Here is a 21,486-nt window from a genome sequence, read left to right on the forward strand (position 1 = left end):
AACGTTATTGATTCAGGAGTCTGCATGTCTCAACCGGTCCAAAAACTTCGGCTGGGTGCCCTGATTGCCCTGGTGGTGGGGTCGATGGTGGGGGGCGGGATCTTCTCCCTGCCACAGAACATGGCCGCCCGCGCCGAAGTGGGCGCGATATTGATCGGCTGGGGCATCACCGCCGTGGGCATGTTGACCCTGGCGTTCGTGTTCCAGACCCTGGCCAATCGCAAACCGGGATTGGATTCCGGGGTGTATGCCTATGCCAAGGCCGGTTTCGGCGACTATATGGGGTTCTCGTCCGCCTGGGGGTACTGGATCAGTGCGTGGATGGGCAACGTCGGCTACTTCGTGTTGCTGTTCAGCACCCTCGGTTACTTTTTTCCGGTGTTCGGAGAGGGCAACACGCCGGTGGCCATCGGTTGCGCGTCGGTGCTGCTATGGGCTGTGCATTTCCTGGTACTGCGTGGGATCAAGGAGGCAGCGTTCATCAACCAGATCACCACCGTGGCGAAGATCGTGCCGCTGCTGCTGTTTATCGTGATCGCTGCCGTGGCATTCAAGGCGGATATTTTCACCCGTGATATCTGGGGCCTGGGCAATCCGCAATTCGGCAGCGTGGTGGACCAGGTGCGCAACATGATGCTGGTGACGGTGTTCGTGTTTATCGGTATCGAAGGCGCCAGCGTGTATTCGGCGCGGGCGGAGAAACGCTCGGACGTGGGCCGCGCGACCGTGATCGGGTTTCTTGGCGTGCTGGCGCTGCTGGTGCTGGTGAACCTGCTGTCCCTGGGCATCATGAGCCAGCCGGAACTGGCGCAATTGCAGAACCCATCCCTGGCCGGCGTGCTGGAGCATATTGTCGGCCCCTGGGGCGCATTGCTGATCAGCATCGGCATGGCGGTATCGCTGGTGGGCGCGTTGCTGTCGTGGGCGTTGCTCTGTGCGGAAATCCTCTACGCCACTGCCCATGACAAGACCATGCCGGCCTTCCTGAAAAAGGAAAACGCCAACCAGGTGCCGGTCAATGCGCTGTGGCTGACCAATGTGATGATCCAGCTGTTCTTGGTGATTACGTTGTTTTCCCACAGCACCTACACCACCCTGATTTACCTGGCCTCGTCGATGATCCTGGTGCCGTACCTGTGGTCGGCGGCCTACGCGGTGCTACTGAGCGGGCGCGGCGAAACCTATGAAGGCGCCCCGCACCATCGCATCAAGGACCTGCTGATTGGCTTGATCGCTTTGGGCTATGCCGTGTGGCTGCTCTACGCCGGAGGCTTGAAATACCTGCTGCTCTCGGCGTTGCTGTATGCCCCTGGGGTGATTCTGTTCGCGCTGGCCAAGCGCGAGCAGGGCCAGCCCTTGTTCAGCCATGTGGAAAAAGGCATTTTCGGCTGCGTGATCGCCGGTGCGGGGTTGGCGGCGTATGGGCTGTATAGCGGGGTGTTGTCGTTGTGAGGCTGGCGTATCAGCCGCCCGATGACAGGGCGGCCATGGTGGGTTTTCTATCGGCGTGGTATTTGCGGACATCGCTGGGTCGGGGGATTGATAGTGGCTGTGCTGGCCTCATCGGGGGCAAGCCCCCTCCCACAGGTTGACTGAGGCTCGAACGTGGGAGGGGGCTTGCCCGATGGCGATCTTCAAGTCACCACCGAGGCCGGTGTGAACCCAGTTCCCCAGCCGGCAAATCCCACTGCAACGGCGTGCCGCTGATGCTCAGTGGCGCCAGCAAACGGTGGGCCTGACCCCAGGCTGTTTGTTCCACCACCTGACCCTGATCGTCCGGTTCTTCGGCTCGCAACGCCGGCTGCTCTGGCACCTGTCCCGCATCGACCAGCAACTTCGCTGTCCGCGCCAACGATAACCGCGCCGAACCGCCATGGCCCGTGCTCAAGCGCTCGCGCAATGCCTGGATCGCACTGGCCGCCATCAAATACCCGGTGGCATGGTCCAGCGCCTGCAACGGCAGCGGCACTGGTTTATCCGCCTGTTTCCAGGCCATGCCCGCCTCGGCAATGCCGCTGCTCATCTGGACCAGGCTGTCGAAACCGCGACGATTGCGCCATGGGCCGCTCCAGCCGTAGGCGTTGAGGCTCACATCGATCAGGCCGGGCGCGATGGTTTGCAGCTCAACAGCGGTGTAACCCAGTTGCTCCAAGGCATCGGCACGGTAGCCGTGGATCAGGATGTCGGCTTGTTTGAGCAGGTTTTCGAACACCTGCCGGCCTTCGAGGCTTTTCAGGTCGAGGCGTGTACAGCGTTTACCCAGGGTCATTTCCGGCACCACGCCGGGTTCGTTCCATGTGGGGGAGTCGATGCGCAGCACATCGGCGCCCAGGCCCGCGAGAAAACGACTGGCCACGGGGCCCGCGAGGACGCGGGTCAGGTCCAGCACCTTGATCCCGCCAAGCGGGCGCGCTACCGAGCCGAGCCAGGGGTTGGCATGGGGGCTTGCGAAGGTCTGGCGCTGCACCAACTGCTCGGCATTCACCGCCATCCCCTGCGGATGGGTTTGCCAGGCTTGACGGGTGCGCATCTGCGCCGCACAACCGCCAGCCTCGACAATCGCCTGTTCCAGTTCGGCGGCGTTCCACGCGGCGACCTTGCTCGCCATTTCGGTGCGGTCAGCGACCTTGCCCAGTATGCGTTCGGCGGCGGCACGGTGATGGGGCGCGTTGGTGTGCAAGCGAATCCAGCCATCGGCGCTGGCATAGTCGCCGGCCACCGGGTCCCACAGTGGCGGCACTTGCCAGCCCACTGGGCGAATCGAGGAAGAGAACCAGAAGGAGGCCAGGCGTCGGTCCACGCTCACACTGGGCAGGCGCCCGGTCTGTTGCTGGATCAGTTGGGCGACGGCCTGGCCGGCGGCACCGATGCTGGCGCTGGCCAGGTCGGTCACGGCGAAGGTCGAGGGCAGGGCGCCGGCCTCGGTCAGGGGCAGCGGGGTTTGCGGCAGATCGAGTGCGGCTTGGATGGGAGTCAGCAGGTCAGTCATCAAAGGCCCTCCGTAAGAGAAGGGCCACTATAGAAGATCCTCACATCGGTGTGACAACTCCCGGTTCCAGCGGCAGGTCAATGCTGGCGATAAAACCACCGTCGGGGTGATTGGCCAGGATCAGGCTGCCGCCGTGGCGTTCAGCGGCGCGACGGGCAATGGCCAGGCCCAGGCCATGGCCCTGCGCAGTCTGGCCGGGCGCGCGGTAGAACGGTTCGCCCAACTGGCTCAGGTGCTCGGCGTCGACGCCAGGGCCATGGTCACGCACGCTGATCAGAATGCGTTCGCCCTGGTGTTGGGCCTGCAACTCGATGGGCAGTCCCTGTGGGTTGAAGCGCTGGGCATTGCGCAGCAGGTTATCCACCGCGCGTTCGATCATGGTCGGCCAGCCTTTGAGATGCAGGTCGGCGTCGGCCGTCAGTTGCACCACCTGGTCCGGTGCGCTGAGCTGGGCGTCTTTTTGCAGGGTCTTGAGCAGCGGGATAAGGTCGACCTCCTCGGCGCTGGCGTTGTCGGCATCGACCCGGGCCAGCACCAGAATCTCACTGATCAGCGCTTCCAGGCGGTCGCATTCACGCGTCAGGCGCGGCCAGAGCTTTTCCCGTTCCTCAGGGCTGGCACGTTCAGCCAGCGCCAGGGCGATCCGCAAGCGGGCCAGGGGCGAGCGCAGTTCGTGAGACACGTCGCGCAGCAATTGGCGCTGGCTGCCGATCAAGCTTTGCAGGCGTGCGCCCATGCGGTTGAAGTCGGTGGCGAGCACGCCGAATTCATCGCGGCGGTTGGCCAGTTGCGCCAGGCTGTTTTGCTGGTAGGTGGCCTGGCCGAGGTCATGCACCGCACCGCGCAGGCGGCTTAAGGGGCGGGTAATGGACAGTGTCACCAACAGGCTGAAGAGCGTGAGCACCACCAGCGCGATCGCCAGTGCGCTCAACGGCCACAACAGGCTGTTACGGTGCCAGGCATCCAACTCCGGGTGGGGGATGCGGTAGATCAGCAGGTAGGTGTCACCGGTTTTTTCGCTGGTGTACTCGGCGGTCAGGCGCCGCCAGGGCAGGTGGCCGTCCTTGCTGTCGTTCTGCCGGGCCTCGAAGGCGGCGGCGCGTCGCGGGAAGGTGCCGCGCACCACGGGCTCGCCGCTTTCGTTGAGCACTTGCACGTCGATGTGGTACTGGCGCTTGCGCTGTTGCAGCAGGTCTTGGGCGGCGTCCTCGCCCTGGGTTTCGTAGAGTTGGGTCCACTCTTCGGCCAGGTTATTGAGGCCGGGATGGCGGCTGAGAATCCAGGCGTCCTGGTTGAGCATATGCCCAAGCAGGATCGACAGCCCGGCAACCAAGGCGATGGCCAGCCAGAAACTGGCCAGGATGCGCCAGAACAATGAACGCACAGGAAACCCTCAAACAGGAAAAGCCCAGTGGCGTGAGCCACTGGGCTGGGGGAGTGACGCTAACGCATTATTGCGCTTTTTGCGGCTGTTGCGCCTTCCAGGCCTGGAATTCCTTCCACTCGGCACGGCGCTGTTCTTGCTTCTTGACGATTTCGTCGAATTTTTTCTGCTGGTCGGGCTTGAGTACGGCACGGATGTCGGCCTGGGTTTTCTGTCTGCCGGCTGCGATTTCATCCTGCATGGCTTTCTGGTCAGCGGCCGGGAGTTTGTCCAGGTACTTTTTGACCAGGTCTTTGCGAGCGTGCCATTGGTCACCCATCAGCCTGCCGATCTGCTCGCGCTGTTCCTTGCTCAAATCCAACTGGCTGAATGGGCCACCCTTGCCACGCGGGCCGTGTTCACCGCCGTGGCCCGGGCCACCCATCATGTGGCCTTCAGGGCCGCCCATCGGGCCTGGACCTTCGGGCATCGCGGCCATGGCAACGGTCGGCAGGGCGGCGGCGAACATCAGAGCGATTAGGGTCTTGCGCATGGTGATTCTCCTGTCTCTATTCCGGTGAGTCCGGATGTGAGTAGATTACGGAGATCAAGGTCAGCGGCGGTCAGGTGTGGGTAAAGCTTGGGTAAAGAGGGGTTTGTCGCGAACTGACAAAACCCTGTAGGAGCGAGCTTGCTCGCGAAAAACGCAAGATAAGCGCGGGCATTCAGGCCGCCCGTATTATCGTTGACGTTTTTCGCGAGCAAGCTCGCTCCTACAGGGGCGGGGGGGGGTTAGAGGCTGTAGTAGTAACCGCGACTGCGCAGCGCCACGATCCGTGGCCGTCCGTCCGGGTGCGGGCCGATCTTTTTGCGCAGGTTGCTTACGTGCATGTCCAGGCTGCGATCGTAAAGGGTCAGCTTGCGGCCGAGGGCGATCTGCGCCAGTTCCTGCTTATCCAGCGGTTCGCCGGGCTGGCGCAGCAAGGCTTCCAGCAGGCGGCTTTCGGAGACGGTGAGGGTGAATTCCTGTTCATCAATGCTGACCACGCCGCGCACTGGGCTGAAGCACAGGTCGCCCAGTTCAAGCTGGGTCGACACGGCGGCCGGGTGGCTGCGGCGCAATACCGCGCGCAGGCGGGCAGTCAATTCGCGGGGGTCACAGGGCTTGGCCAGGTAATCGTCGGCACCCAGTTCCAGGCCGAGGATACGGTCCAGCGGTTCGCCCCGGGCCGAGAGCATCAACACCGGCAGCTCCGGGTGGTCGTTGCGCAATTGCTTGAGCAGCTCCAGGCCGCTGCCGTCGGGCAGCATCACATCGAGCACCACCGCCGCTGGGGCGCTGTCGGCCAATGCTTTACGGGCGCTCAAGCCGTCGTGGCAGGCGCGTACCTGGAAGCCTTCCTGGCCCAACCAACTGGTCAGCAGCTCACAGAGCTCCTGGTCATCATCTATCAGTAGCAGCTCGCTCATGACTCACTCAATTTAGCCATTGTCGACGACGACGGTGTCCACCGCTGGCGAAGATCCCGCACAGCAAGGCGATCAGCGCGACGGCCCCACCGGTGACGAACCATTGCTGTTGCTCGGTCAGCCATCGGGTCAAGCCGCCACCCTCTGTTTCTTTGAGTTGCTGGACCAGGCGTTGGTTCTCTTGGCGCAAGCGACTCAGTTGAGCGCTTTCGCGGGCCGCATCGGCCGTTTGCAGTTGCTTGCTCAGTTCTTCGCGCAGTCGTTCGCTTTCTTTCAAACGTTGCTGCAATTCGGTGATCTGGCTGCCGGCACTCAAGGACAGGGGCGTAGAACTGCCGGTGTTCGAGGTTTCTTCAGCGTGGGCCGTAGCCCCGATCATTAACACTGCCAACAGACACAACTGACGTAAGCGCATCGGAACTCCTGATTCCACACGAATATTCAGAACGTTGTCGGCAGGTTACCGAGAATAATGAGCAAATAGGAGTGCGCCGAACCGATTAGGTTCGGCGCGACCCGAATCAAGGCAGGACTTGCTTGAACGGTTTGACCACGACGTCGGCGTAGACGCCGGCAGCGACATAGGGGTCGGCCTTGGCCCAGGCCTGGGCGTCGGCCAGGGAAGCGAACTCGGCGACGATCAGGCTGCCGGTGAAACCGGCGTCGCCCGGGTCGTTGCTGTCAACGGCCGGGTGCGGGCCGGCCAGCACGATGCGGCCTTCGGCTTGCAGCACTTTCAGGCGCTCGACATGGGCCGGGCGCACGGACAGGCGTTTTTCCAGCGAGTTGGCAACATCGGTAGCAATGATGGCGTAGAGCATGTCAATCCTCGGTTTTCGGCGTGGTGGGGTCGGTGTCATGCAGGTGACGCGACAGGTAGATGCCCTGACCGACCAGGAACAGCACGGTCATGCCCAGGCTGCCGAACACTTTGAAGTCGACCCAGTAGTCCTGGAAGGTAAAGGCCACGAACAGGTTGGCGGCGCCGCAGAACAGGAAAAACACGATCCAGGCCACGTTCAAGCGGGTCCAGACCGGCTCCGGCAGGGTCAATGCATGGCCCATGATCCGCTTGATCAGCAGGCGATCTCCGATGAAGTGGCTGCCGATGAATGCGAGGGCAAACAGCCAGTTCACCACCGGGGCTTTCCATTTAAGGAAGGTTTCGCTGTGGAAGGCCAGGGTCAGGCTACCGAAGACCAGGCACGCCACCAGGGTCAGCCATTGGCTTTTTTCCAGCTTGCGCTGGGAGATGAAGATGGCGCCGTAGACCACAATGGAGCTGATGATCAGCACCGCGGTGGCGCTGTAGATGCCTCCGACGGTCAGCTCATGGCCGGCGAGATCGATGACCCTGGGGTCGAGTTTGTAAACGATGAAAAACAGCAACAGCGGGATGAAGTCGATGAATTGTTTCACAGTAAGAGCCAGAAGCTGGATGTGGCGGCATAATAACAAACATCCTTGGTAGCGAAAGCGCCAGCTGACTTGAGGTTACACTCCCCCGTGAATGTTGATTTGCACTGCCACAGCACGGCCTCCGACGGCGCCCTGGCGCCCGCGGTACTGGTTGCGCGTGCGTTTGAAAAAGGCGTGCGAGTCCTATCGTTGACCGACCACGACACCCTCGAAGGCCTCGATGAAGCCCGCGAGGCGGCGCATGCCCTGGGCATGCAACTGGTCAACGGCGTGGAATTGTCCTGCACCTGGGGGGGCGCCACCATTCATGTGCTGGGCTATGGCTTCGATCAAAAAGCCCCTGCGCTGGTCGAGGCCATCGCCCAATTGCACGATGGCCGTTGGCTGCGGTCCGAAGAAATAAGTCGCAAGCTCGGCCTTAAAGGCATGGCCAACGCCCTCGACGGCGCCCGGGCCATCCAGCAGGAACTGGGTGACAGCGGCAACGCGCCGGCCCGTCCGCATTTTGCCGACTGGATGGTGCGTGAAGGGTTTGTCAGGGATCGCGCCGAAGCTTTTCGCAAATGGCTGGGCGCCGGCAAGTTGGGCGACGTCAAGCAACACTGGCCAACCCTGGAAGACACCGTCGAGACCCTGCGGGCCTCCGGGGCCTGGGTCAGCCTGGCACATCCCTGGCATTACGATTTCACCCGCAGCAAGCGCCGCAAGCTGATTGGCGACTATATTGGTGCGGGCGGCCACGCGATTGAAGTGGTCAACGGGCATCAACCCGCCGAACAGGTTGGCAGCCTGGCGATTCTTGCCCGCGAATTTGGTCTGCTGGTCAGTGCCGGCAGTGACTTTCATGGCCCAGGCGGCTGGTCCGAGATTGGCGAGTATCGCCCCGTCCCGGAAGACTTGCCGCTCTTGTGGGGGCGATTCAAGCATGACCCCATTACTGCCACCGTCTGAACAGGTAGAACACGTGAGTCAATTCTTCCAGATTCATCCGGAAAATCCCCAGGCGCGCCTGATCAAGCAGGCTGTGGAGATCATCCGCGCCGGCGGCGTGGTGATCTATCCAACGGATTCGTCCTACGCCATTGGTTGCCAGATTGGCGACAAGAACGCGGTCGAGCGTGTCCGGCGCCTGCGGGGCCTGGACAAGAACCACAACTTCGCACTGATTTGCAGCGACCTGTCCCAATTGGGCCTGTTCGCCAAGGTCGACACCGGCACCTTCCGCCTGCTCAAGGCCCACACGCCGGGGCCCTACACCTTTATCCTCAACGCCACCCGCGAAGTGCCGCGCCTGCTGCTGCACCCCAAGAAGCGCACCATCGGCCTGCGCGTGCCGGAACATCCCATTGCCCTGGCCCTGCTGGCCGAGCTGGGTGAGCCGTTGATGAGCGTGTCGTTGATCCTGCCCGGCGAAGCCGAGCCGCTATACGACCCCTACGAAATGCGCCGCCTGTTGGAAAAACACGTCGACCTGATCATTGACGGTGGTTATGGCGGCAACAAAGCCTCCACCGTGATCAACCTGGCCGACGGCGAGCCGGAAGTGGTGCGTGTCGGCTGCGGTGACCCGACTCCGTTTATGGTCGAGGCCTGAATGTCGGCCGTGGAAACCGTCGACAGCCAGGCCGGCGCCCAACAGGAACTGCCGTTCGCCATGGTGTACGGCCAGGCGGTCATGGAAATGCCGCTGGACCTGTACATCCCGCCGGACGCCCTGGAAGTCTTCCTTGACGCCTTCGAAGGCCCGCTGGACTTGCTGCTGTACCTGATCCGCAAGCAGAACATCAACATCCTCGACATTCCGGTGGCGGAAATCACCCGCCAGTACATGGGCTATGTCGAGCTGATGCAGTCGGTGCGCCTGGAGTTGGCCGCCGAGTACCTGGTGATGGCTGCCATGCTCGCCGAGATCAAGTCGCGCATGCTGCTGCCGCGTTCGGAAACCGTCGAGGCTGAAGAAGACGACCCGCGTGCCGAACTGATCCGCCGCTTGCAGGAGTACGAACGCTTCAAGGCCGCCGCCGAAGGCATCGACGGCCTCAGCCGCGTGGGCCGCGATGTGCTGGTGCCCAAGCTCGACGCCCCGGAGGCCCGAGCGCGCAAATTGCTGCCGGACGTGAGCCTGGAAGAGTTACTGATGTCCATGGCCGAGGTGCTGCGCCGTGGCGATATGTTTGAACACCACCAGGTCAGCCGCGAGGCCCTGTCGACCCGCGAGCGCATGAGCGACGTGCTCGAACGCCTCAAGGGCGGTGGCTTCGTGCCGTTTGTCGAGCTGTTCACAGCCGAAGAAGGGCGCCTGGGGGTGGTGGTGACCTTTATGGCGATCCTCGAACTGGTCAAGGAGTCCTTGGTCGAGTTGGTCCAGAATGAGCCTTTTGCGGCTATCCACGTGCGGGCGCGAGCCGAATAAAGAGCTGAATCGATGAATCTGACTGAACCCCGCGAACTGGCCCCGTTGCTGGAGGCCTTTCTCCTGGCCTCGGGTAAGCCGCAATCCCTGGAGCGCCTGTTCGAACTTTTTGAAGAAGCCGAGCGCCCTGAACCCCCGGTCTTCAAAAAGGCGCTGGAGATTTTGCGCAAGTCCTGCGATGGCCGCGCCTTTGAACTGCGCGAAGTGGCGTCGGGTTACCGCCTGCAGATCCGTGAGCAGTTTTCCCCGTGGGTCGGCCGCTTGTGGGAAGAACGCCCGCAGCGCTATTCCCGCGCGATGCTCGAGACCATGGCGCTGATTGCCTATCGCCAGCCGATTACCCGGGGCGAAATCGAAGACGTGCGTGGCGTGGCGGTCAACAGCCATATCGTCAAGACGCTGCTGGAGCGCGAGTGGATTCGCATCGTTGGCTACCGCGATGTGCCCGGCAAGCCGGCGATGTTCGCCACTACCAAGGCATTCCTCGACCACTTCAACCTGAAAAACCTCGACGACTTGCCGCCGCTCGCCGAACTGCGCGAGATGGAAGCCGAGCCGGTGCTCGACTTCGACGACGTGCCGGTTCCGGCCAGCCTGCAGGAACTGGCCGATGCCACCGCCGAGCCGGAGGAGCCAAAGGACGAAACCAGCTTCCACACCCTGTTGCTGGAACTGGACGACATGGAGCAGGGCATCAAGACCGACTTCGACGACTTGTTGCGTGACGGCGCATCCGAACCGGACGCCCAGGTAAACGTCGAAACCGAGCCGGTGGTCGAAGTCGAAATTGAACCTGAACCTGAACCTGAACCTGAAGCAGAGGCCGAGGAAGACATCCTCGGCGTCGCCGAAGCCCGGGAAAAACTCCTGGCCGCCGTCGCCGCCCTCGAACAACCGCCGTTGAGCGATGAAGAAGACGAAGCCCGCGCGCTGGCCGAAGCCATCGAGAACGAGCGACGCCAGCTAGAAGACTGACGCGATCCCCCTGTAGGAGCGAGCTTGCTCGCGAAGATCGTCAACGAAAACGCGGGGAATCTGGGGGGGGGGCGGTGTTCTTGCGTTTTTCGCGAGCAAGCTCGCTCCTACAGGATGTGCACCACCGGTCGGCGGAAAGACCACTGACCAGGCGCTTATCGACTAGTCTCTGATGCGCAACGCGCAGCATGCGCGTATGATTCGCGACCCTTTGCCGACGTATTCGGCCAAAGCCCCGCTTTCAACACTCTTCAGGCCACGCCTGAATCGACCCACCGGGAGGTGCTTAAGATGAACGACAAAGACCAGAACGACAGCCAGGAAATCGGCCCAGCAGGCGAAAAACTGCAAAAGGTGCTGGCACGTATCGGCGTGGGCTCGCGCCGCGACGTCGAAGCCTGGATCACCCAGAAGCGCATCAAGGTCAACGGCGTAGAGGCCACCCTTGGCCAGCGCGTCGACCTGCACGATGCAATCACCATTGATGGCAAGGTCATCAAGCGTGAAGAGGCTGCCGAATCGGTACGCCGCGTCATCATGTACAACAAGCCCGATGGCGAAATCTGCACCCGTGACGACCCGGAAGGCCGTCCGACCGTGTTCGACAAGATGCCAAAGCCCAAAGAAGGCCGCTGGATCAATATCGGCCGTCTCGACATCAACACCACCGGCTTGCTGATGTTCACCACCGACGGTGAACTGGCCAACCGCCTGATGCACCCGTCTTACGAGATGGACCGTGAATACGCAGTGCGTGTACGCGGTGAAGTCGACGACGAGATGATCGAACGCCTCAAGGCTGGCGTGGTACTGGAAGACGGCCCGGCCAAGTTCACCGACATCAAGCAGGCTCCAGGCGGCGAAGGCTTTAACCACTGGTACCACTGCGTGGTGATGGAAGGTCGTAACCGTGAAGTCCGTCGCCTGTGGGAATCCCAGGGCCTGGTGGTCAGCCGCCTGAAGCGCGTGCGTTTTGGCCCGGTGTTCCTCAACTCCGACCTGCCAATGGGCCGCTGGCGCGAAATGAGCCAGTACGAAGTCGACATCCTCAGCGCCGAAGTTGGCCTGACGCCGGTCGCCATGCCGCAGATGAACGCCAAGAGCAAAGACAAGCTCGAGCGTATGCAGCGTAAATCGTCGCGCCCTGTGGCCCGTACCGAGCGCGTTGCGCGCACCCTGCGCCCGGCACTGAACGCACCGGCAACCGGCGGGCGTATTTCCCGTGAGCCGCAGATCGAAGGCGAGCGCCGCCCAACGGCTCCGTCGCGCCAGGAAGGCGAGCGTGCACCACGCGCACCGCGCCCGGCAGGCCGTGGTGAAGCACCTGCTGGTGGTCGCAGTAATCGCGGTGAGGCCGGTCGCGGTGCGCCATCGGATCGTCCGGCCGACAGCGCCAACACCAAACGCCCAGCCAAGCCAGCGCCGAAAAAGCGCCCTGGCCTGAAACTGGTCGCAGACGAGCCGTCGGGCAAGCGCCGTGGCGCTCCGGCGGGTTCTGGTCAGCGTCCGGGGTTTGGTCGCAAGAAGCCGCAGTGATGTAAGCGCTGCACACCAACGCCAACCCTAGGGTTGGCGTTTTTTTTTGCCTTGGAATACAGGCAAAAAATGTGGGAGGGGGCTTGCCCCCGATAGTGGTGTATCAGCTTGCCAATCCGGCGACTGATGCACCGCTATCGGGGGCAAGCCCCCTCCCACATTTGGATCTTCATCCTTTTCAAGGTCGGTGCTCAGAACGCGAACGTGCCGTCAAACACCGGTTTGTCATCCAGGGCCAAGACCCCACTGGCAAAGATCAGATCCAGGTGATGGCTGCCTTTCTGCCCGCCGCCCAAGCCCAGGTGCAAGCCGCAATGACGCTCCTCGAACCCGGCATTGCGGGCGTACAGATCCTTGACCCCCTCATTGGTGCCGATCCCCAGCTCTTCCACCCGGCGGTTGGAGGGGTTGGCATTCAGGTATTTGTTGAAATCCTCCGCGAGCCCCGGCACGTCACTGGCCACGCTGCAGATGGTCGAGTTCTCGATCCACAACTCCAAGGGTGATTGCAGTACACCGTATTTGCGCGCAAAGGGGATGGTGCTGAGGAAGGTCCCCATGAACCGCACTTGGCCATTGATCGCCTCGCTGTGGGTAGCGATCTCGCCGGGGGCCAGGTCGTGGTTGCCGATACCGTTGATATTGGTCCACTTCTTGATGCTGCTCAGCGGCGCTTCCAGGCGCGAGCCGTGTTCGTCGGTAAAGCTCAGCACCGTGGCCTGGGACATGCGCCGGATCAGCGTGGCATTGAGGTCGGCGATACGCTGCGGTTCGACGCTGAAGGTGTCGTAGAAATAGTCGCCGTAATCCTTGAACAGCAGGGATTTCTTCCAGTGTTCAGCCATGACCTCATGCAAGGCGCGAATAAAGTCCGGGCCTTCGGCGCGTGGGTTGGGCAAGGTCGAGGAGTCGTACAGAAACAGGTACAGGTCGCAGGCTTCGATGGCCTGGGCCAGGTGGTGGCTGGGCGCCAGGTCCAGGCGTTGTACCTGGAAGTTAAAACGGGCGGCACTGCCGTGGGTGATGGCCTGGGCAATGGCGTCGTAGCGTTCGGTATGGCCCAGTAACACGGTCGGGCGGCTCAGGCCGATAAGGGCCGGGTGATGCGCGAGGTAGTAGAGAAAGTGTTCGACGGCGCGGGCCTTGTCCATGACGTATGTCCTTCTGTGCCTTGGGTAAGGGGGCAGGTGCCGTGCACAGCACCTGCCGGATGCCTGCCGCGTGTTAGAAAGGCCACATCGCGGTGCCAAAGGGCACAACGGCGTCGGCTTGCATCATTTCAACGGCTGCCTCGTGGGTCGGTGCTTCAAACCAATCGTCAAGTTGCAGTTCGGTTTCCAGGTCTTTTTCCAGTGCTTGCATGGTGTATCTCCTAGAGGATGTTGTTTGAGAACGGCTTGCCAGCGGCTTCGCTGGGCAAGTGAAAGAACCTAGGTGAGAGTGTTTGGTAATGCAAAAAATTTATTGACACGGTTTCATTTGCATTTTTTGTTCTGTTTTTTCAGGGCGTCGATTTATTCAGAAAAAACAGTTGGCTAGCTGACACGACAGGTCAGCAATTTCCTGGCGACAATTTTCTGCTGAATGACGGATAAGCGTGCCTGTAACGCTGGGTTTCCGCGGTGTAACAATAAATTTACGATATTGGCCGGGCATTTCTCAGCCTCGCCAAGCTGTAAGGAATACCTGACAGATTGTCGCGCACGCTCTGCGACGGCCTCCCGAAGCTGTCGAGCGGTGTACAATGCGCCGCGTTTTACTGTGACCCCCTTGCGTAACCACGCAAATGGCCAAGACCTCAGGGTGACTCGCCCTGATCATTCCGCCTGGCCACGAGCCAGTCGGGTTCGATTTCGTCACAGATAAAAACAAACAGGTGACGCATGACCGTTAGAACGACGCTGTACTCCTGGTGCCTGCGCTGGGGTTTGAGCGGTGCTGCTTGAGTCGGTAATTCAAGCCAGCAACGTGCATTCAACATCATCAAACCTTGCGTGAGACCCTTTTCATGAGTGGACCCCATTCTTCTTCAGGCGAGCTGAAACGCGGCCTGAAAAATCGGCATATCCAGTTGATCGCCCTCGGTGGTGCCATCGGTACCGGCCTGTTCCTGGGCTCGGCCGGGGTGCTCAAATCCGCCGGCCCGTCGATGATCCTCGGCTATGCCATCTGCGGCTTTATCGCGTTCATGATCATGCGCCAGCTCGGCGAAATGATTGTCGAAGAGCCGGTCGCCGGTTCTTTCAGCCACTTTGCCCACAAGTACTGGGGCGGTTTCGCCGGCTTCCTGTCGGGCTGGAACTGTTGGATCCTGTACATTCTGGTGGGCATGTCGGAGCTGACGGCTGTCGGTAAGTACGTGCATTACTGGTGGCCGGAGATCCCGACCTGGGTGTCGGCGGCAGCGTTTTTCGTGCTGATCAATTTGATCAACCTGGCCAACGTCAAAGTCTTCGGTGAGGCCGAGTTCTGGTTTGCCATCATCAAGGTGGTGGCCATCGTCGGCATGATCGCCCTGGGCAGTTACTTGCTGGTCAGCGGCAGCGGCGGCCCACAAGCCTCGGTGAGCAACCTGTGGGAACATGGCGGCTTCTTCCCCCATGGTGTCGGCGGGTTGGTGATGGCCATGGCGATTATCATGTTCTCCTTCGGCGGCCTGGAAATGCTCGGCTTCACCGCTGCCGAAGCCGACCAGCCACGCACCGTGATCCCCAAGGCAATCAACCAGGTGATCTACCGCATCCTGATCTTCTACATCGGCGCCCTGGTGGTGCTGTTGTCGCTGACGCCGTGGGACAGCCTGCTGGCGACCCTCAACGCGTCCGGCGATGCCTACAGCGGCAGCCCGTTCGTGCAGGTGTTCTCGATGCTGGGCAGCAACACCGCCGCGCATATCCTCAATTTCGTGGTGCTGACGGCGGCGCTGTCGGTGTACAACAGCGGCACCTACTGCAACAGCCGCATGCTGCTGGGCATGGCCGAGCAGGGCGATGCGCCCAAGGTGTTAGCGAAGATCGACAAGCGCGGCGTGCCAGTGCGTTCGATCCTCGCTTCGGCGGCGGTCACGCTGGTGGCAGTGTTGATGAACTACTTGATCCCGCAACACGCGTTGGAGCTGCTGATGTCCCTGGTGGTGGCCACGCTGGTGATCAACTGGGCGATGATCAGCTTCTCGCACTTCAAGTTCCGCCAGCACATGAACCGCACCGGCCAGGTGCCGCTGTTCAAGGCGTTGTGGTACCCGTATGGCAACTACGTCTGCCTGGCGTTCGTGGTGTTTATCCTGGTGATCATGCTGATGATTCCGGGGATCCAGGTGTCGGTGTACGCGATCCCGGTGTGGGTCGCGTTCATGGCGCTGTGTTACGGGATCAAGAACAAGCGCAGTGCTGAAGCCGCGTTGAGCGCAGCGAGTGCGACACTGAAGTAAACAGGCGCACGTCTAAAGAAAACCCCGCACCCTGTATTCCGCTGTCGGGAACTCAGGGCGCGGGGTTTTTGAATGTTGAAGTCGTCAACTTTTTGAAATCACACCGCTCATGTATTCGTTCAAGTCGCGCAAGTCCTTGACGTTCCAGGCATGCGGCGCGACCTTCACCCCATTCTCGCGCAGCGTTTTTGGGATCAGGTCTCCATTCGGGCGGAGTATGACCGAAGACACAATAACGCCCGGATAAGCCGCCAGCCGTTTTTTGAAGGCCGGGGTTGTAAGGTCAGGTGTGGGCGGGTTGCTTTTCTTGGCCAACGGCCCCGTTGCCTTGAGGTCTGGCCCGTGGCACATGGCGCATCGCTGTGAATAGAGGTTTTTGCCATTGGTATTGTCTGCAAGGGACAGTGGCGTTTGAATGAGTGATAAGGTGCCGAGCAAAATGATCAATAGTATTTTCATGTTCATGCGTCCTTGTTGTTGATGTTGTTGTCCGAGTTGGGCGTGTCCGTTGCCTAAGGTTTTTGATCGATGCTGGTGATATCCAATAATGTGCAGCTACCCGATGCCGAGATCGAGCTGACTGCCATCCGCGCCCAGGGCGCCGGTGGTCAGAACGTCAATAAGGTGTCGAGCGCGGTGCACCTGCGGTTTGATATTCCAGCATCGTCGTTGCCGGATTTCTACAAGGAGCGGTTGCTGGCGCTGCGTGACAGTCGGATCACCAGCGAAGGGGTGCTGGTGCTCAAGGCCCAGCAATATCGGACCCAGGAGCAGAACCGCGCCGATGCGCTGGAGCGCCTGGTGGAGTTGATCCTCAGCGCCACCAAGGTCGAGAAGAAGCGCCGCCCCACCAAGCCCACGCTGGGTTCGAAGAAGCGCCGCCTGGAATCCAAGACCAAACGCGGCAGCATCAAGGCCGGGCGCGGCAAGGTCGATTTCTAGGCGCCGCGCGACTCACGGGCCTTGGGCGCTTGCCGGTACAGGTAGACACTCAGCAGCAACCCTCCCAGGGCGGCAAGGGCGGCGAACAGGAAGATCGAGGCGAAGCCGAAGCCTGCCGCCACGGCCCCGGCCAGCGGGCCGGTAATCCCCAGCGACAAGTCGATAAACAACGAGTAAGCCCCTACCGCCGAACCCCGGCTGGACGCGGGCACCAGGTTGACCGCCTCCACCCCGAGCGCCGGGAACACCAGGGAAAAGCCGAAGCCGCTCAACGCCGCCCCAGCCAGGGCCAGGTGGGCATCCGGCGCCAGCCACAGCAACAACAGGCCAAGGATCTCCACTGACAGGCAGGCGATCGCCACGCGAAAGCCGCCAATCCGGTTGATCAAATTGCCGAACAACAGGCGGGCGCCGATAAAGCTGGCACCGAACAGGCTCAAGGCCCACACCGCGTTATCCCAGTGCTGGGTGGTGTAGTACAGGGTGATAAAGGTGGCGATGGTGCCAAAGCCGATGGAGCCCAGGGCCAGCGCGCAACCGTGGGGCAGGACCCGACCCAGCACGTTCATGAACGGCAGGCGCACCCCGGCCACAATCGGCGCCGCTTCCTTGGGCCAGGCCAGGGCGACGCCGATGACCGCCAGCAGAATGATGCTGACCCCCATGCTCCACAACCCGAGATGACTGACCAGCAGCACCCCCAACGGTGCGCCGACCGCCAGCGCGCCGTAGCTGGCGATGCCGTTCCATGAGATCACCTTGGCGGTATTTGTCGCGCCCACACGGCCAATGCCCCAGCCGATGGCGCCCGAACCGACCAGGCTTTCAGCACTGCCCAAGACCAGGCGGCCGATCAGCAGGCTGCCCAGGCTCAAGGCCGGCAGGCTGGAAAACCAGGCTGCGAGCAACATGAACACGCCGCTCAGGCCGCAGCCCACCAGCCCGATCAATACCGCACGCTTGCTGCCCAGGTTGTCGATGATGCGCCCGGCGTAGGGGCGGCTCAGTAAGGTGGCCAGGTATTGCACGCTGATCACCAGCCCGGCGATCACCGCGCCATAGCCCAGTTCACTGTGGACATAGCCGGGCAATACGGCGAGGGGGATGCCGATGTTCAGGTAGCCGATGAAGGTGAACAACACGATGGAAACAACTTGCAGCGTGACCGCCATGGGGCGCTGGGTATCTGGCATGGGAGAGGTCCACTGTCGCAGCAGGTAAAGATAGGCTGCTAATGATACCGGGGCTTTGGTCCGCGCAGGGCGGTAAAACGCAAAAACCTCAGATCAAAAAGACCTCAGGATCGAGCGGGGGCCAGCAATTGGGTGGTGACCAGGGCGGCCAGCGCATTTTCCTGGGTACCGAAGCGCTTGAGCAAAACGGCTTGTTTGTCTGCGCTGAGGCGGTTCCAGACGTCGACCATCTGCAAGGCCGTATCAAGCACGGCGGTATCGCGGCTGTCGGGAGGGGTATCGGTCATGGTGGGGATCTCGGGCAATTCAGGCAGTGTGGAAAGCGCTCAAAGGTGCGCTTTCCACACGGTCTGGTACGGCGTCAGTCCTGGCTTTTGCTGTCGACTGGTTTTGCTTCTTTGGCCTCAGGCTGCTTCGCGCTGGCCTGCTGCGGGGTTGGCTGCTCAGTTTCGTGCAGGCTTGGGAAGGGGAGATTAGGTATCTCGTGCATCGTCGTCGCTCCTCGCAAGGTCTGTGGTTTTCAATCGCAGGTGATTCCGCGCTCTCAAAAAGCCTTGGCAGGATACAGCACTGTAAATGACAAAAAGACTTTTATATCGACGGATGTGCGAGCCTTGATTTTTTTACGCAAGTGACAAGAGGCCGCACGGCTAGAACGGCACCTTGCCGAGGATCATGTCGCGGTACATCACGAAATCCCCCAGCAGGCTGTAGAACGGGTGCTGGAAGGTCGCCGGCCGATTCTTTTCGAAGAAGAAGTGGCCCACCCAGGCGAAGCCATAGCCGGCGATGGGCACCGCCAGCAACAGGCCCAGGGAGCCCTTGCCCACCGCATACGCCAAAAAGCCAATCACCAGCGTGGTCCCGATGAAGTGCAGGCGCCGGCACGTGCTGTTGGCGTGCTCCGCCAGGTAATAGGGGTAGAACTCGGCAAAGCTGTTGAATCGCTTGATGTTTTCCACGACGGGCGGCCCTTTGATTGTTATGCCGCCCAACAGATGTTCGGCGGGGAGCTTATTTGAGTCTAGAGTGATCAGTGGTAACAGCCAGTGACAATAGATGCCACTTTAGTATCCTTGGCTTCCTGGCTGCTGGTTGAGCCTGCTTTTTTAAGAAGACGCCATGAGCGAACGAACAACTTCTGCAAGCTGGGCGATGGGGATAGTCAAGGCATTGGAAATGGACGGCCTGGATTGCCGTGCCTTGTTCCAGCAACTGGGCCTGGACTACGCCGCCCTCAACGATCCCGATGCGCGTTTTCCGCAAGACTCCATGACGCGGCTCTGGCAGCGCGCGGTTGAGTTATCGGGCAACCCCGCGATCGGCCTGAACATGGGCAAGGTGGTGCGCCCGGCGTCGTTCCATGTGGCCGGCTATGCGCTGATGTCCAGTAACACCCTGGCCGAAGGTTTTATGCGCCTGGTGCGTTACCAGCGCATCATTGCCGAAAGTGCCGACCTGAGTTTCCGCCTTTTACCCGAAGGTTATGCGCTGATCCTCACGGTTCATGGCGATCACCTGCCACCGACCCGGCAAAGCGCCGAAGCGTCGCTGGCCTGTGCATTGGCGTTGTGCGGCTGGCTGACCGGTCGCACCCTGCAACCGCGCAAGGTGCTGTTGCAAGGCGAGCAGCCCGCGAACCTGGCGCCCTACAGGCAAGCGTTCCATGCCCCACTGGAGTTCGATGCGCCCTACGACGCGTTGATCTTCGAGCGCGCCGACATGGACGCGCCGCTGCCCACCGCTAACGAGGCCATGGCGCTGTTGCACGATCGGTTTGCCGGTGAATACCTGGCGCGCTTCTCGGAAAGCCGTGTGACCCACAAGGCTCGGCAGGTACTGTGCCGCCTGTTGCCCCAGGGTGAGCCCAAGCGCGAAGTGGTGGCCCAGACCCTGCACCTGTCCCAGCGCACCTTGCAACGGCGTTTGCAGGAGGAGGGCACCAGTTTCCAGACCTTGCTCGACGACACCCGTCGCGAACTGGCCGAGCAATACCTGGCGCAGCCGAGCATGACCCTGCTGGAAATTGCCTACCTGTTGGGGTTTGCTGACCCGAGCAACTTCTTTCGCGCGTTTCGCCGCTGGTTCGATAGCACGCCCGGCGAGTACCGGGCGCGTCTGTTGGAAACCTCGACGGTCAGTGACGCCAGAACGCAGGAATACACAGAACAAAGACTGTAATGATCTCCAGCCGGCCCAGTAGCATGCCCAGCGACAAAATCCACTTGGCCGCATCCGGCAGGCTGGCGAAGTTGCCGGCCGGGCCGATGGTTTCTCCCAGGCCCGGGCCTACGCCGGACACGGTGCTGGCGGCGCCGGTCAGGGCGGTCATCCAATCCAGGCCCAGCAGCGACAAGGCCAGGGCGATCATGCAGATGGTGATCGCGAAGAAGAACGAGAACGTGAGGATCGAGCGTACGATTTCTTCGTCGAGGCGGTGGCCGTTGTACTTCTGCTTGATCACCGCGCGCGGGTGAATCAGTTGGTTCAAGTTGGCCTTGAGCAGGATATAGGCGACCTGGAAACGGAAGATCTTGATTCCGCCCGCCGTGGACCCCGAGCAGCCGCCGATAAAGCCCAGGTAGAAAAACAGCATCAGTGAGAAGTTGCCCCACAGGCTGTAGTCCCCCAGTGCAAAGCCCGTCGTCGTAACCACCGACGTCACGTTCAGCGCCACATGGCGCAGGGCATCCAGCCAATGCAGGTTGGTGGTCCACCAGTACCAGGTGCCGAGCACCAGCCAGGTCACCAACAACAAGGCGAGCAGCCCCTGCACCTGCTGATCCTTGATCAACGCCCGGCGGTTGCCGCGCAACGTGGCGACATACAGGGTGAACGGCAGGCTGCCGAGGATCATCACCACCACCGCCACCCAGTGCACGGCCGGCTGTTTCCAGTGGGCCAGGGACTCATCGGAGGTGGAAAAACCGCCGGTGGAAATCGCCGACATCGCATGGTTGATCGCATCGAACAAGCCCATCCCGGCCCACCAGAACGCCAGGCTGCCGAGGATGGTGATGCCTACGTATGCCGCCACGATCAGCCGCGCCACCATGTGCGAACGCGGCATGACCTTCTCCGAGCGGTCCGAGGATTCGGTCTGGAACAGGCGCATGCCACCGATGCGCAGCAGCGGCAGGATCGCCACCGCCATGCCGATAAAGCCGATACCGCCGAGCCAGTGCAGCAGCGAGCGCCATACCAGGATGCCCGGCGACATGCTGTCCAGCCCGCTCAGGACCGTGGAACCGGTGGCGGTGATACCGGACATGCTTTCGAAGAAGGAGTCGGTGTAGCTGATGTGTTGGGTCAGCAAAAAGGGCAGCGCGGCGAAGATGCACACCACCACCCAACTGCTGACGGTCAGCAGGTACATGTCTCGGGGCCGCAAGTGCACATGCTCCGGGCGCCCGGGGATTACCAGCACCAGGCCGGCGACAAAGGTGATCAGGCTGGCCCACAGGAACGAGGGCAGGTCTTGGGTGCGCTCGAACAGCACCAGGGTGGCCATGGGCACAACCATGGCGATCGCGAGGGTGATCAGGAAGATGCCGATGATGAAACCGATGATGCGTAGGGTCGGCAACGCCATGAAGTGAACTCGGGTGAAAGGAGAGAGGCGCCATTCTACCTGGGGTGCAGGGCATGTAAACCGGGCCGTCGAGACGATGCAGGTCAACTGTGGGAGGGGGCTTGCCCCCGATAGCGGCCTGTCAGTGAAGGAAGTACCTGCTGACCCACCGCCATCGTGGGCAA

General features: G+C 61.5%; 23 protein-coding genes. 9 read left to right on the plus strand and 14 right to left on the minus strand.

Annotation, left to right across the window (positions count from 1 at the left end; genetic code table 11):
* Positions 1–24 precede the first annotated feature (24 nt).
* On the plus strand, positions 25–1,452 hold the full coding sequence (gene arcD / locus A7317_RS23665; protein ID WP_069076934.1) for an arginine-ornithine antiporter: 1,428 nt from the start codon (positions 25–27) through the stop codon (positions 1,450–1,452).
* 187 nt (positions 1,453–1,639) lie between these two features.
* Here the strand turns inward: arcD and A7317_RS23670 are convergent, their stop codons facing one another.
* From A7317_RS23670 to A7317_RS23700, 7 genes are all read right to left on the minus strand, one after another.
* On the minus strand, positions 1,640–2,989 hold the full coding sequence (locus tag A7317_RS23670) for a CoA transferase (protein ID WP_069076935.1): 1,350 nt from the start codon (positions 2,987–2,989) through the stop codon (positions 1,640–1,642).
* Between the two features lie 40 nt (positions 2,990–3,029).
* The gene (locus tag A7317_RS23675) at positions 3,030–4,373 is read right to left on the minus strand and encodes a sensor histidine kinase (RefSeq protein WP_024077122.1); all 1,344 of its coding nucleotides are present in this window, start codon (positions 4,371–4,373) and stop codon (positions 3,030–3,032) included.
* 67 nt (positions 4,374–4,440) lie between these two features.
* Entirely contained in the window at positions 4,441–4,905 is a 465-nt protein-coding gene (locus tag A7317_RS23680; protein ID WP_024077121.1) for an LTXXQ domain-containing protein, read from the minus strand.
* A gap of 239 nt (positions 4,906–5,144) precedes the next feature.
* Positions 5,145–5,822, minus strand: a complete 678-nt coding sequence (locus A7317_RS23685) for a response regulator transcription factor (protein ID WP_024077120.1) — start codon at positions 5,820–5,822, stop codon at positions 5,145–5,147.
* Positions 5,823–5,829: 7 nt separating this feature from the next.
* Positions 5,830–6,237: a translation initiation factor 2 gene (locus tag A7317_RS23690; protein ID WP_024077119.1), complete on the minus strand. Its 408-nt coding sequence runs from the start codon at positions 6,235–6,237 to the stop codon at positions 5,830–5,832.
* A 106-nt stretch (positions 6,238–6,343) separates the two neighbouring features.
* A complete protein-coding gene (locus tag A7317_RS23695) occupies positions 6,344–6,643 on the minus strand; it encodes a YciI family protein (RefSeq protein WP_024077118.1) in 300 nt (99 codons plus the stop codon).
* A 1-nt stretch (position 6,644) separates the two neighbouring features.
* Positions 6,645–7,241 carry a septation protein A gene (locus A7317_RS23700; protein ID WP_069076936.1) on the minus strand — a complete coding sequence of 199 codons (597 nt, stop codon included), beginning with the start codon at positions 7,239–7,241 and terminating at the stop codon, positions 6,645–6,647.
* 87 nt (positions 7,242–7,328) lie between these two features.
* On the opposite strand from A7317_RS23700, the gene A7317_RS23705 reads away from it, so the two are divergent.
* The 5 genes from A7317_RS23705 (at position 7,329) to rluB (ending at position 12,165) form a co-directional block, all read left to right on the plus strand.
* Positions 7,329–8,192, plus strand: a complete 864-nt coding sequence (locus A7317_RS23705; RefSeq protein WP_024077116.1) for a PHP domain-containing protein — start codon at positions 7,329–7,331, stop codon at positions 8,190–8,192.
* 13 nt (positions 8,193–8,205) lie between these two features.
* Positions 8,206–8,835, plus strand: coding sequence for an L-threonylcarbamoyladenylate synthase (locus A7317_RS23710; protein ID WP_024077115.1), 630 nt, complete (start codon positions 8,206–8,208; stop codon positions 8,833–8,835).
* A gap of 120 nt (positions 8,836–8,955) precedes the next feature.
* Positions 8,956–9,654 carry a segregation and condensation protein A gene (locus tag A7317_RS23715; RefSeq protein WP_172831386.1) on the plus strand — a complete coding sequence of 233 codons (699 nt, stop codon included), beginning with the start codon at positions 8,956–8,958 and terminating at the stop codon, positions 9,652–9,654.
* A 12-nt stretch (positions 9,655–9,666) separates the two neighbouring features.
* Positions 9,667–10,629 carry an SMC-Scp complex subunit ScpB gene (gene scpB, locus A7317_RS23720; protein WP_069076937.1) on the plus strand — a complete coding sequence of 321 codons (963 nt, stop codon included), beginning with the start codon at positions 9,667–9,669 and terminating at the stop codon, positions 10,627–10,629.
* A gap of 291 nt (positions 10,630–10,920) precedes the next feature.
* Positions 10,921–12,165, plus strand: a complete 1,245-nt coding sequence (gene rluB / locus A7317_RS23725) for a 23S rRNA pseudouridine(2605) synthase RluB (protein WP_024077112.1) — start codon at positions 10,921–10,923, stop codon at positions 12,163–12,165.
* 191 nt (positions 12,166–12,356) lie between these two features.
* Here rluB and A7317_RS23730 read toward each other — a convergent pair whose 3' ends face one another.
* Positions 12,357–13,316 carry a leucyl aminopeptidase gene (locus A7317_RS23730; RefSeq protein ID WP_069076938.1) on the minus strand — a complete coding sequence of 320 codons (960 nt, stop codon included), beginning with the start codon at positions 13,314–13,316 and terminating at the stop codon, positions 12,357–12,359.
* A 73-nt stretch (positions 13,317–13,389) separates the two neighbouring features.
* Entirely contained in the window at positions 13,390–13,527 is a 138-nt protein-coding gene (locus tag A7317_RS30915) for a hypothetical protein (RefSeq protein ID WP_003237751.1), read from the minus strand.
* 646 nt (positions 13,528–14,173) lie between these two features.
* Between A7317_RS30915 and A7317_RS23740 the strand changes: the two genes are divergently transcribed.
* Positions 14,174–15,595 carry an amino acid permease gene (locus tag A7317_RS23740; protein WP_024077110.1) on the plus strand — a complete coding sequence of 474 codons (1,422 nt, stop codon included), beginning with the start codon at positions 14,174–14,176 and terminating at the stop codon, positions 15,593–15,595.
* Positions 15,596–15,679: 84 nt separating this feature from the next.
* Here A7317_RS23740 and A7317_RS23745 read toward each other — a convergent pair whose 3' ends face one another.
* The gene (locus A7317_RS23745; RefSeq protein ID WP_024077109.1) at positions 15,680–16,054 is read right to left on the minus strand and encodes a c-type cytochrome; all 375 of its coding nucleotides are present in this window, start codon (positions 16,052–16,054) and stop codon (positions 15,680–15,682) included.
* A 69-nt stretch (positions 16,055–16,123) separates the two neighbouring features.
* Between A7317_RS23745 and arfB the strand changes: the two genes are divergently transcribed.
* On the plus strand, positions 16,124–16,537 hold the full coding sequence (gene arfB / locus A7317_RS23750; protein WP_024077108.1) for an alternative ribosome rescue aminoacyl-tRNA hydrolase ArfB: 414 nt from the start codon (positions 16,124–16,126) through the stop codon (positions 16,535–16,537).
* Here arfB and A7317_RS23755 read toward each other — a convergent pair.
* From A7317_RS23755 to A7317_RS23765, 3 genes are all read right to left on the minus strand, one after another.
* A complete protein-coding gene (locus A7317_RS23755; RefSeq protein ID WP_024077107.1) occupies positions 16,534–17,730 on the minus strand; it encodes an MFS transporter in 1,197 nt (398 codons plus the stop codon). The genes arfB and A7317_RS23755 overlap by 4 nt on opposite strands.
* 104 nt (positions 17,731–17,834) lie before the next feature.
* The gene (locus A7317_RS23760; protein ID WP_069076940.1) at positions 17,835–18,017 is read right to left on the minus strand and encodes a hypothetical protein; all 183 of its coding nucleotides are present in this window, start codon (positions 18,015–18,017) and stop codon (positions 17,835–17,837) included.
* A gap of 363 nt (positions 18,018–18,380) precedes the next feature.
* The gene (locus tag A7317_RS23765; RefSeq protein WP_069076941.1) at positions 18,381–18,692 is read right to left on the minus strand and encodes a DUF962 domain-containing protein; all 312 of its coding nucleotides are present in this window, start codon (positions 18,690–18,692) and stop codon (positions 18,381–18,383) included.
* A gap of 160 nt (positions 18,693–18,852) precedes the next feature.
* Here A7317_RS23765 and A7317_RS23770 point away from each other — a divergent pair, with 160 nt between their 5' ends.
* Positions 18,853–19,911 carry an AraC family transcriptional regulator gene (locus A7317_RS23770; protein WP_069076942.1) on the plus strand — a complete coding sequence of 353 codons (1,059 nt, stop codon included), beginning with the start codon at positions 18,853–18,855 and terminating at the stop codon, positions 19,909–19,911.
* Here A7317_RS23770 and A7317_RS23775 read toward each other — a convergent pair.
* Positions 19,868–21,322 (minus strand): TrkH family potassium uptake protein, encoded by a 1,455-nt coding sequence (locus A7317_RS23775; protein ID WP_069076943.1) that lies wholly within the window; start codon positions 21,320–21,322, stop codon positions 19,868–19,870. The two genes, A7317_RS23770 and A7317_RS23775, sit on opposite strands and share 44 nt — an antisense overlap.
* Between the last annotated feature and the right edge of the window lie 164 nt (positions 21,323–21,486).

The organism is Pseudomonas fluorescens (assembly GCF_001708445.1).
In the GTDB taxonomy this organism is placed as follows: Bacteria; Pseudomonadota; Gammaproteobacteria; order Pseudomonadales; family Pseudomonadaceae; genus Aquipseudomonas; species Aquipseudomonas gorinensis.

Bases quoted from the DNA above. Each gene is read 5' to 3' on its own strand.
- A7317_RS30915 (WP_003237751.1), bottom strand. From the start codon at position 13,527: ATGCAAGCACTGGAAAAAGACCTGGAAACCGAACTGCAACTTGACGAT.
- A7317_RS23745 (WP_024077109.1), bottom strand. From the start codon at position 16,054: ATGAAAATACTATTGATCATTTTGCTCGGCACCTTATCACTCATTCAA.
- arcD (WP_069076934.1), top strand. From the start codon at position 25: ATGTCTCAACCGGTCCAAAAACTTCGGCTGGGTGCCCTGATTGCCCTG.
- A7317_RS23755 (WP_024077107.1), bottom strand. From the start codon at position 17,730: ATGCCAGATACCCAGCGCCCCATGGCGGTCACGCTGCAAGTTGTTTCC.
- rluB (WP_024077112.1), top strand. From the start codon at position 10,921: ATGAACGACAAAGACCAGAACGACAGCCAGGAAATCGGCCCAGCAGGC.
- scpB (WP_069076937.1), top strand. From the start codon at position 9,667: ATGAATCTGACTGAACCCCGCGAACTGGCCCCGTTGCTGGAGGCCTTT.
- A7317_RS23670 (WP_069076935.1), bottom strand. From the start codon at position 2,989: ATGACTGACCTGCTGACTCCCATCCAAGCCGCACTCGATCTGCCGCAA.
- A7317_RS23760 (WP_069076940.1), bottom strand. From the start codon at position 18,017: ATGACCGATACCCCTCCCGACAGCCGCGATACCGCCGTGCTTGATACG.
- A7317_RS23770 (WP_069076942.1), top strand. From the start codon at position 18,853: ATGAGCGAACGAACAACTTCTGCAAGCTGGGCGATGGGGATAGTCAAG.
- A7317_RS23680 (WP_024077121.1), bottom strand. From the start codon at position 4,905: ATGCGCAAGACCCTAATCGCTCTGATGTTCGCCGCCGCCCTGCCGACC.
- A7317_RS23740 (WP_024077110.1), top strand. From the start codon at position 14,174: ATGAGTGGACCCCATTCTTCTTCAGGCGAGCTGAAACGCGGCCTGAAA.
- A7317_RS23775 (WP_069076943.1), bottom strand. From the start codon at position 21,322: ATGGCGTTGCCGACCCTACGCATCATCGGTTTCATCATCGGCATCTTC.
- arfB (WP_024077108.1), top strand. From the start codon at position 16,124: ATGCTGGTGATATCCAATAATGTGCAGCTACCCGATGCCGAGATCGAG.
- A7317_RS23690 (WP_024077119.1), bottom strand. From the start codon at position 6,237: ATGCGCTTACGTCAGTTGTGTCTGTTGGCAGTGTTAATGATCGGGGCT.
- A7317_RS23730 (WP_069076938.1), bottom strand. From the start codon at position 13,316: ATGGACAAGGCCCGCGCCGTCGAACACTTTCTCTACTACCTCGCGCAT.
- A7317_RS23685 (WP_024077120.1), bottom strand. From the start codon at position 5,822: ATGAGCGAGCTGCTACTGATAGATGATGACCAGGAGCTCTGTGAGCTG.
- A7317_RS23695 (WP_024077118.1), bottom strand. From the start codon at position 6,643: ATGCTCTACGCCATCATTGCTACCGATGTTGCCAACTCGCTGGAAAAA.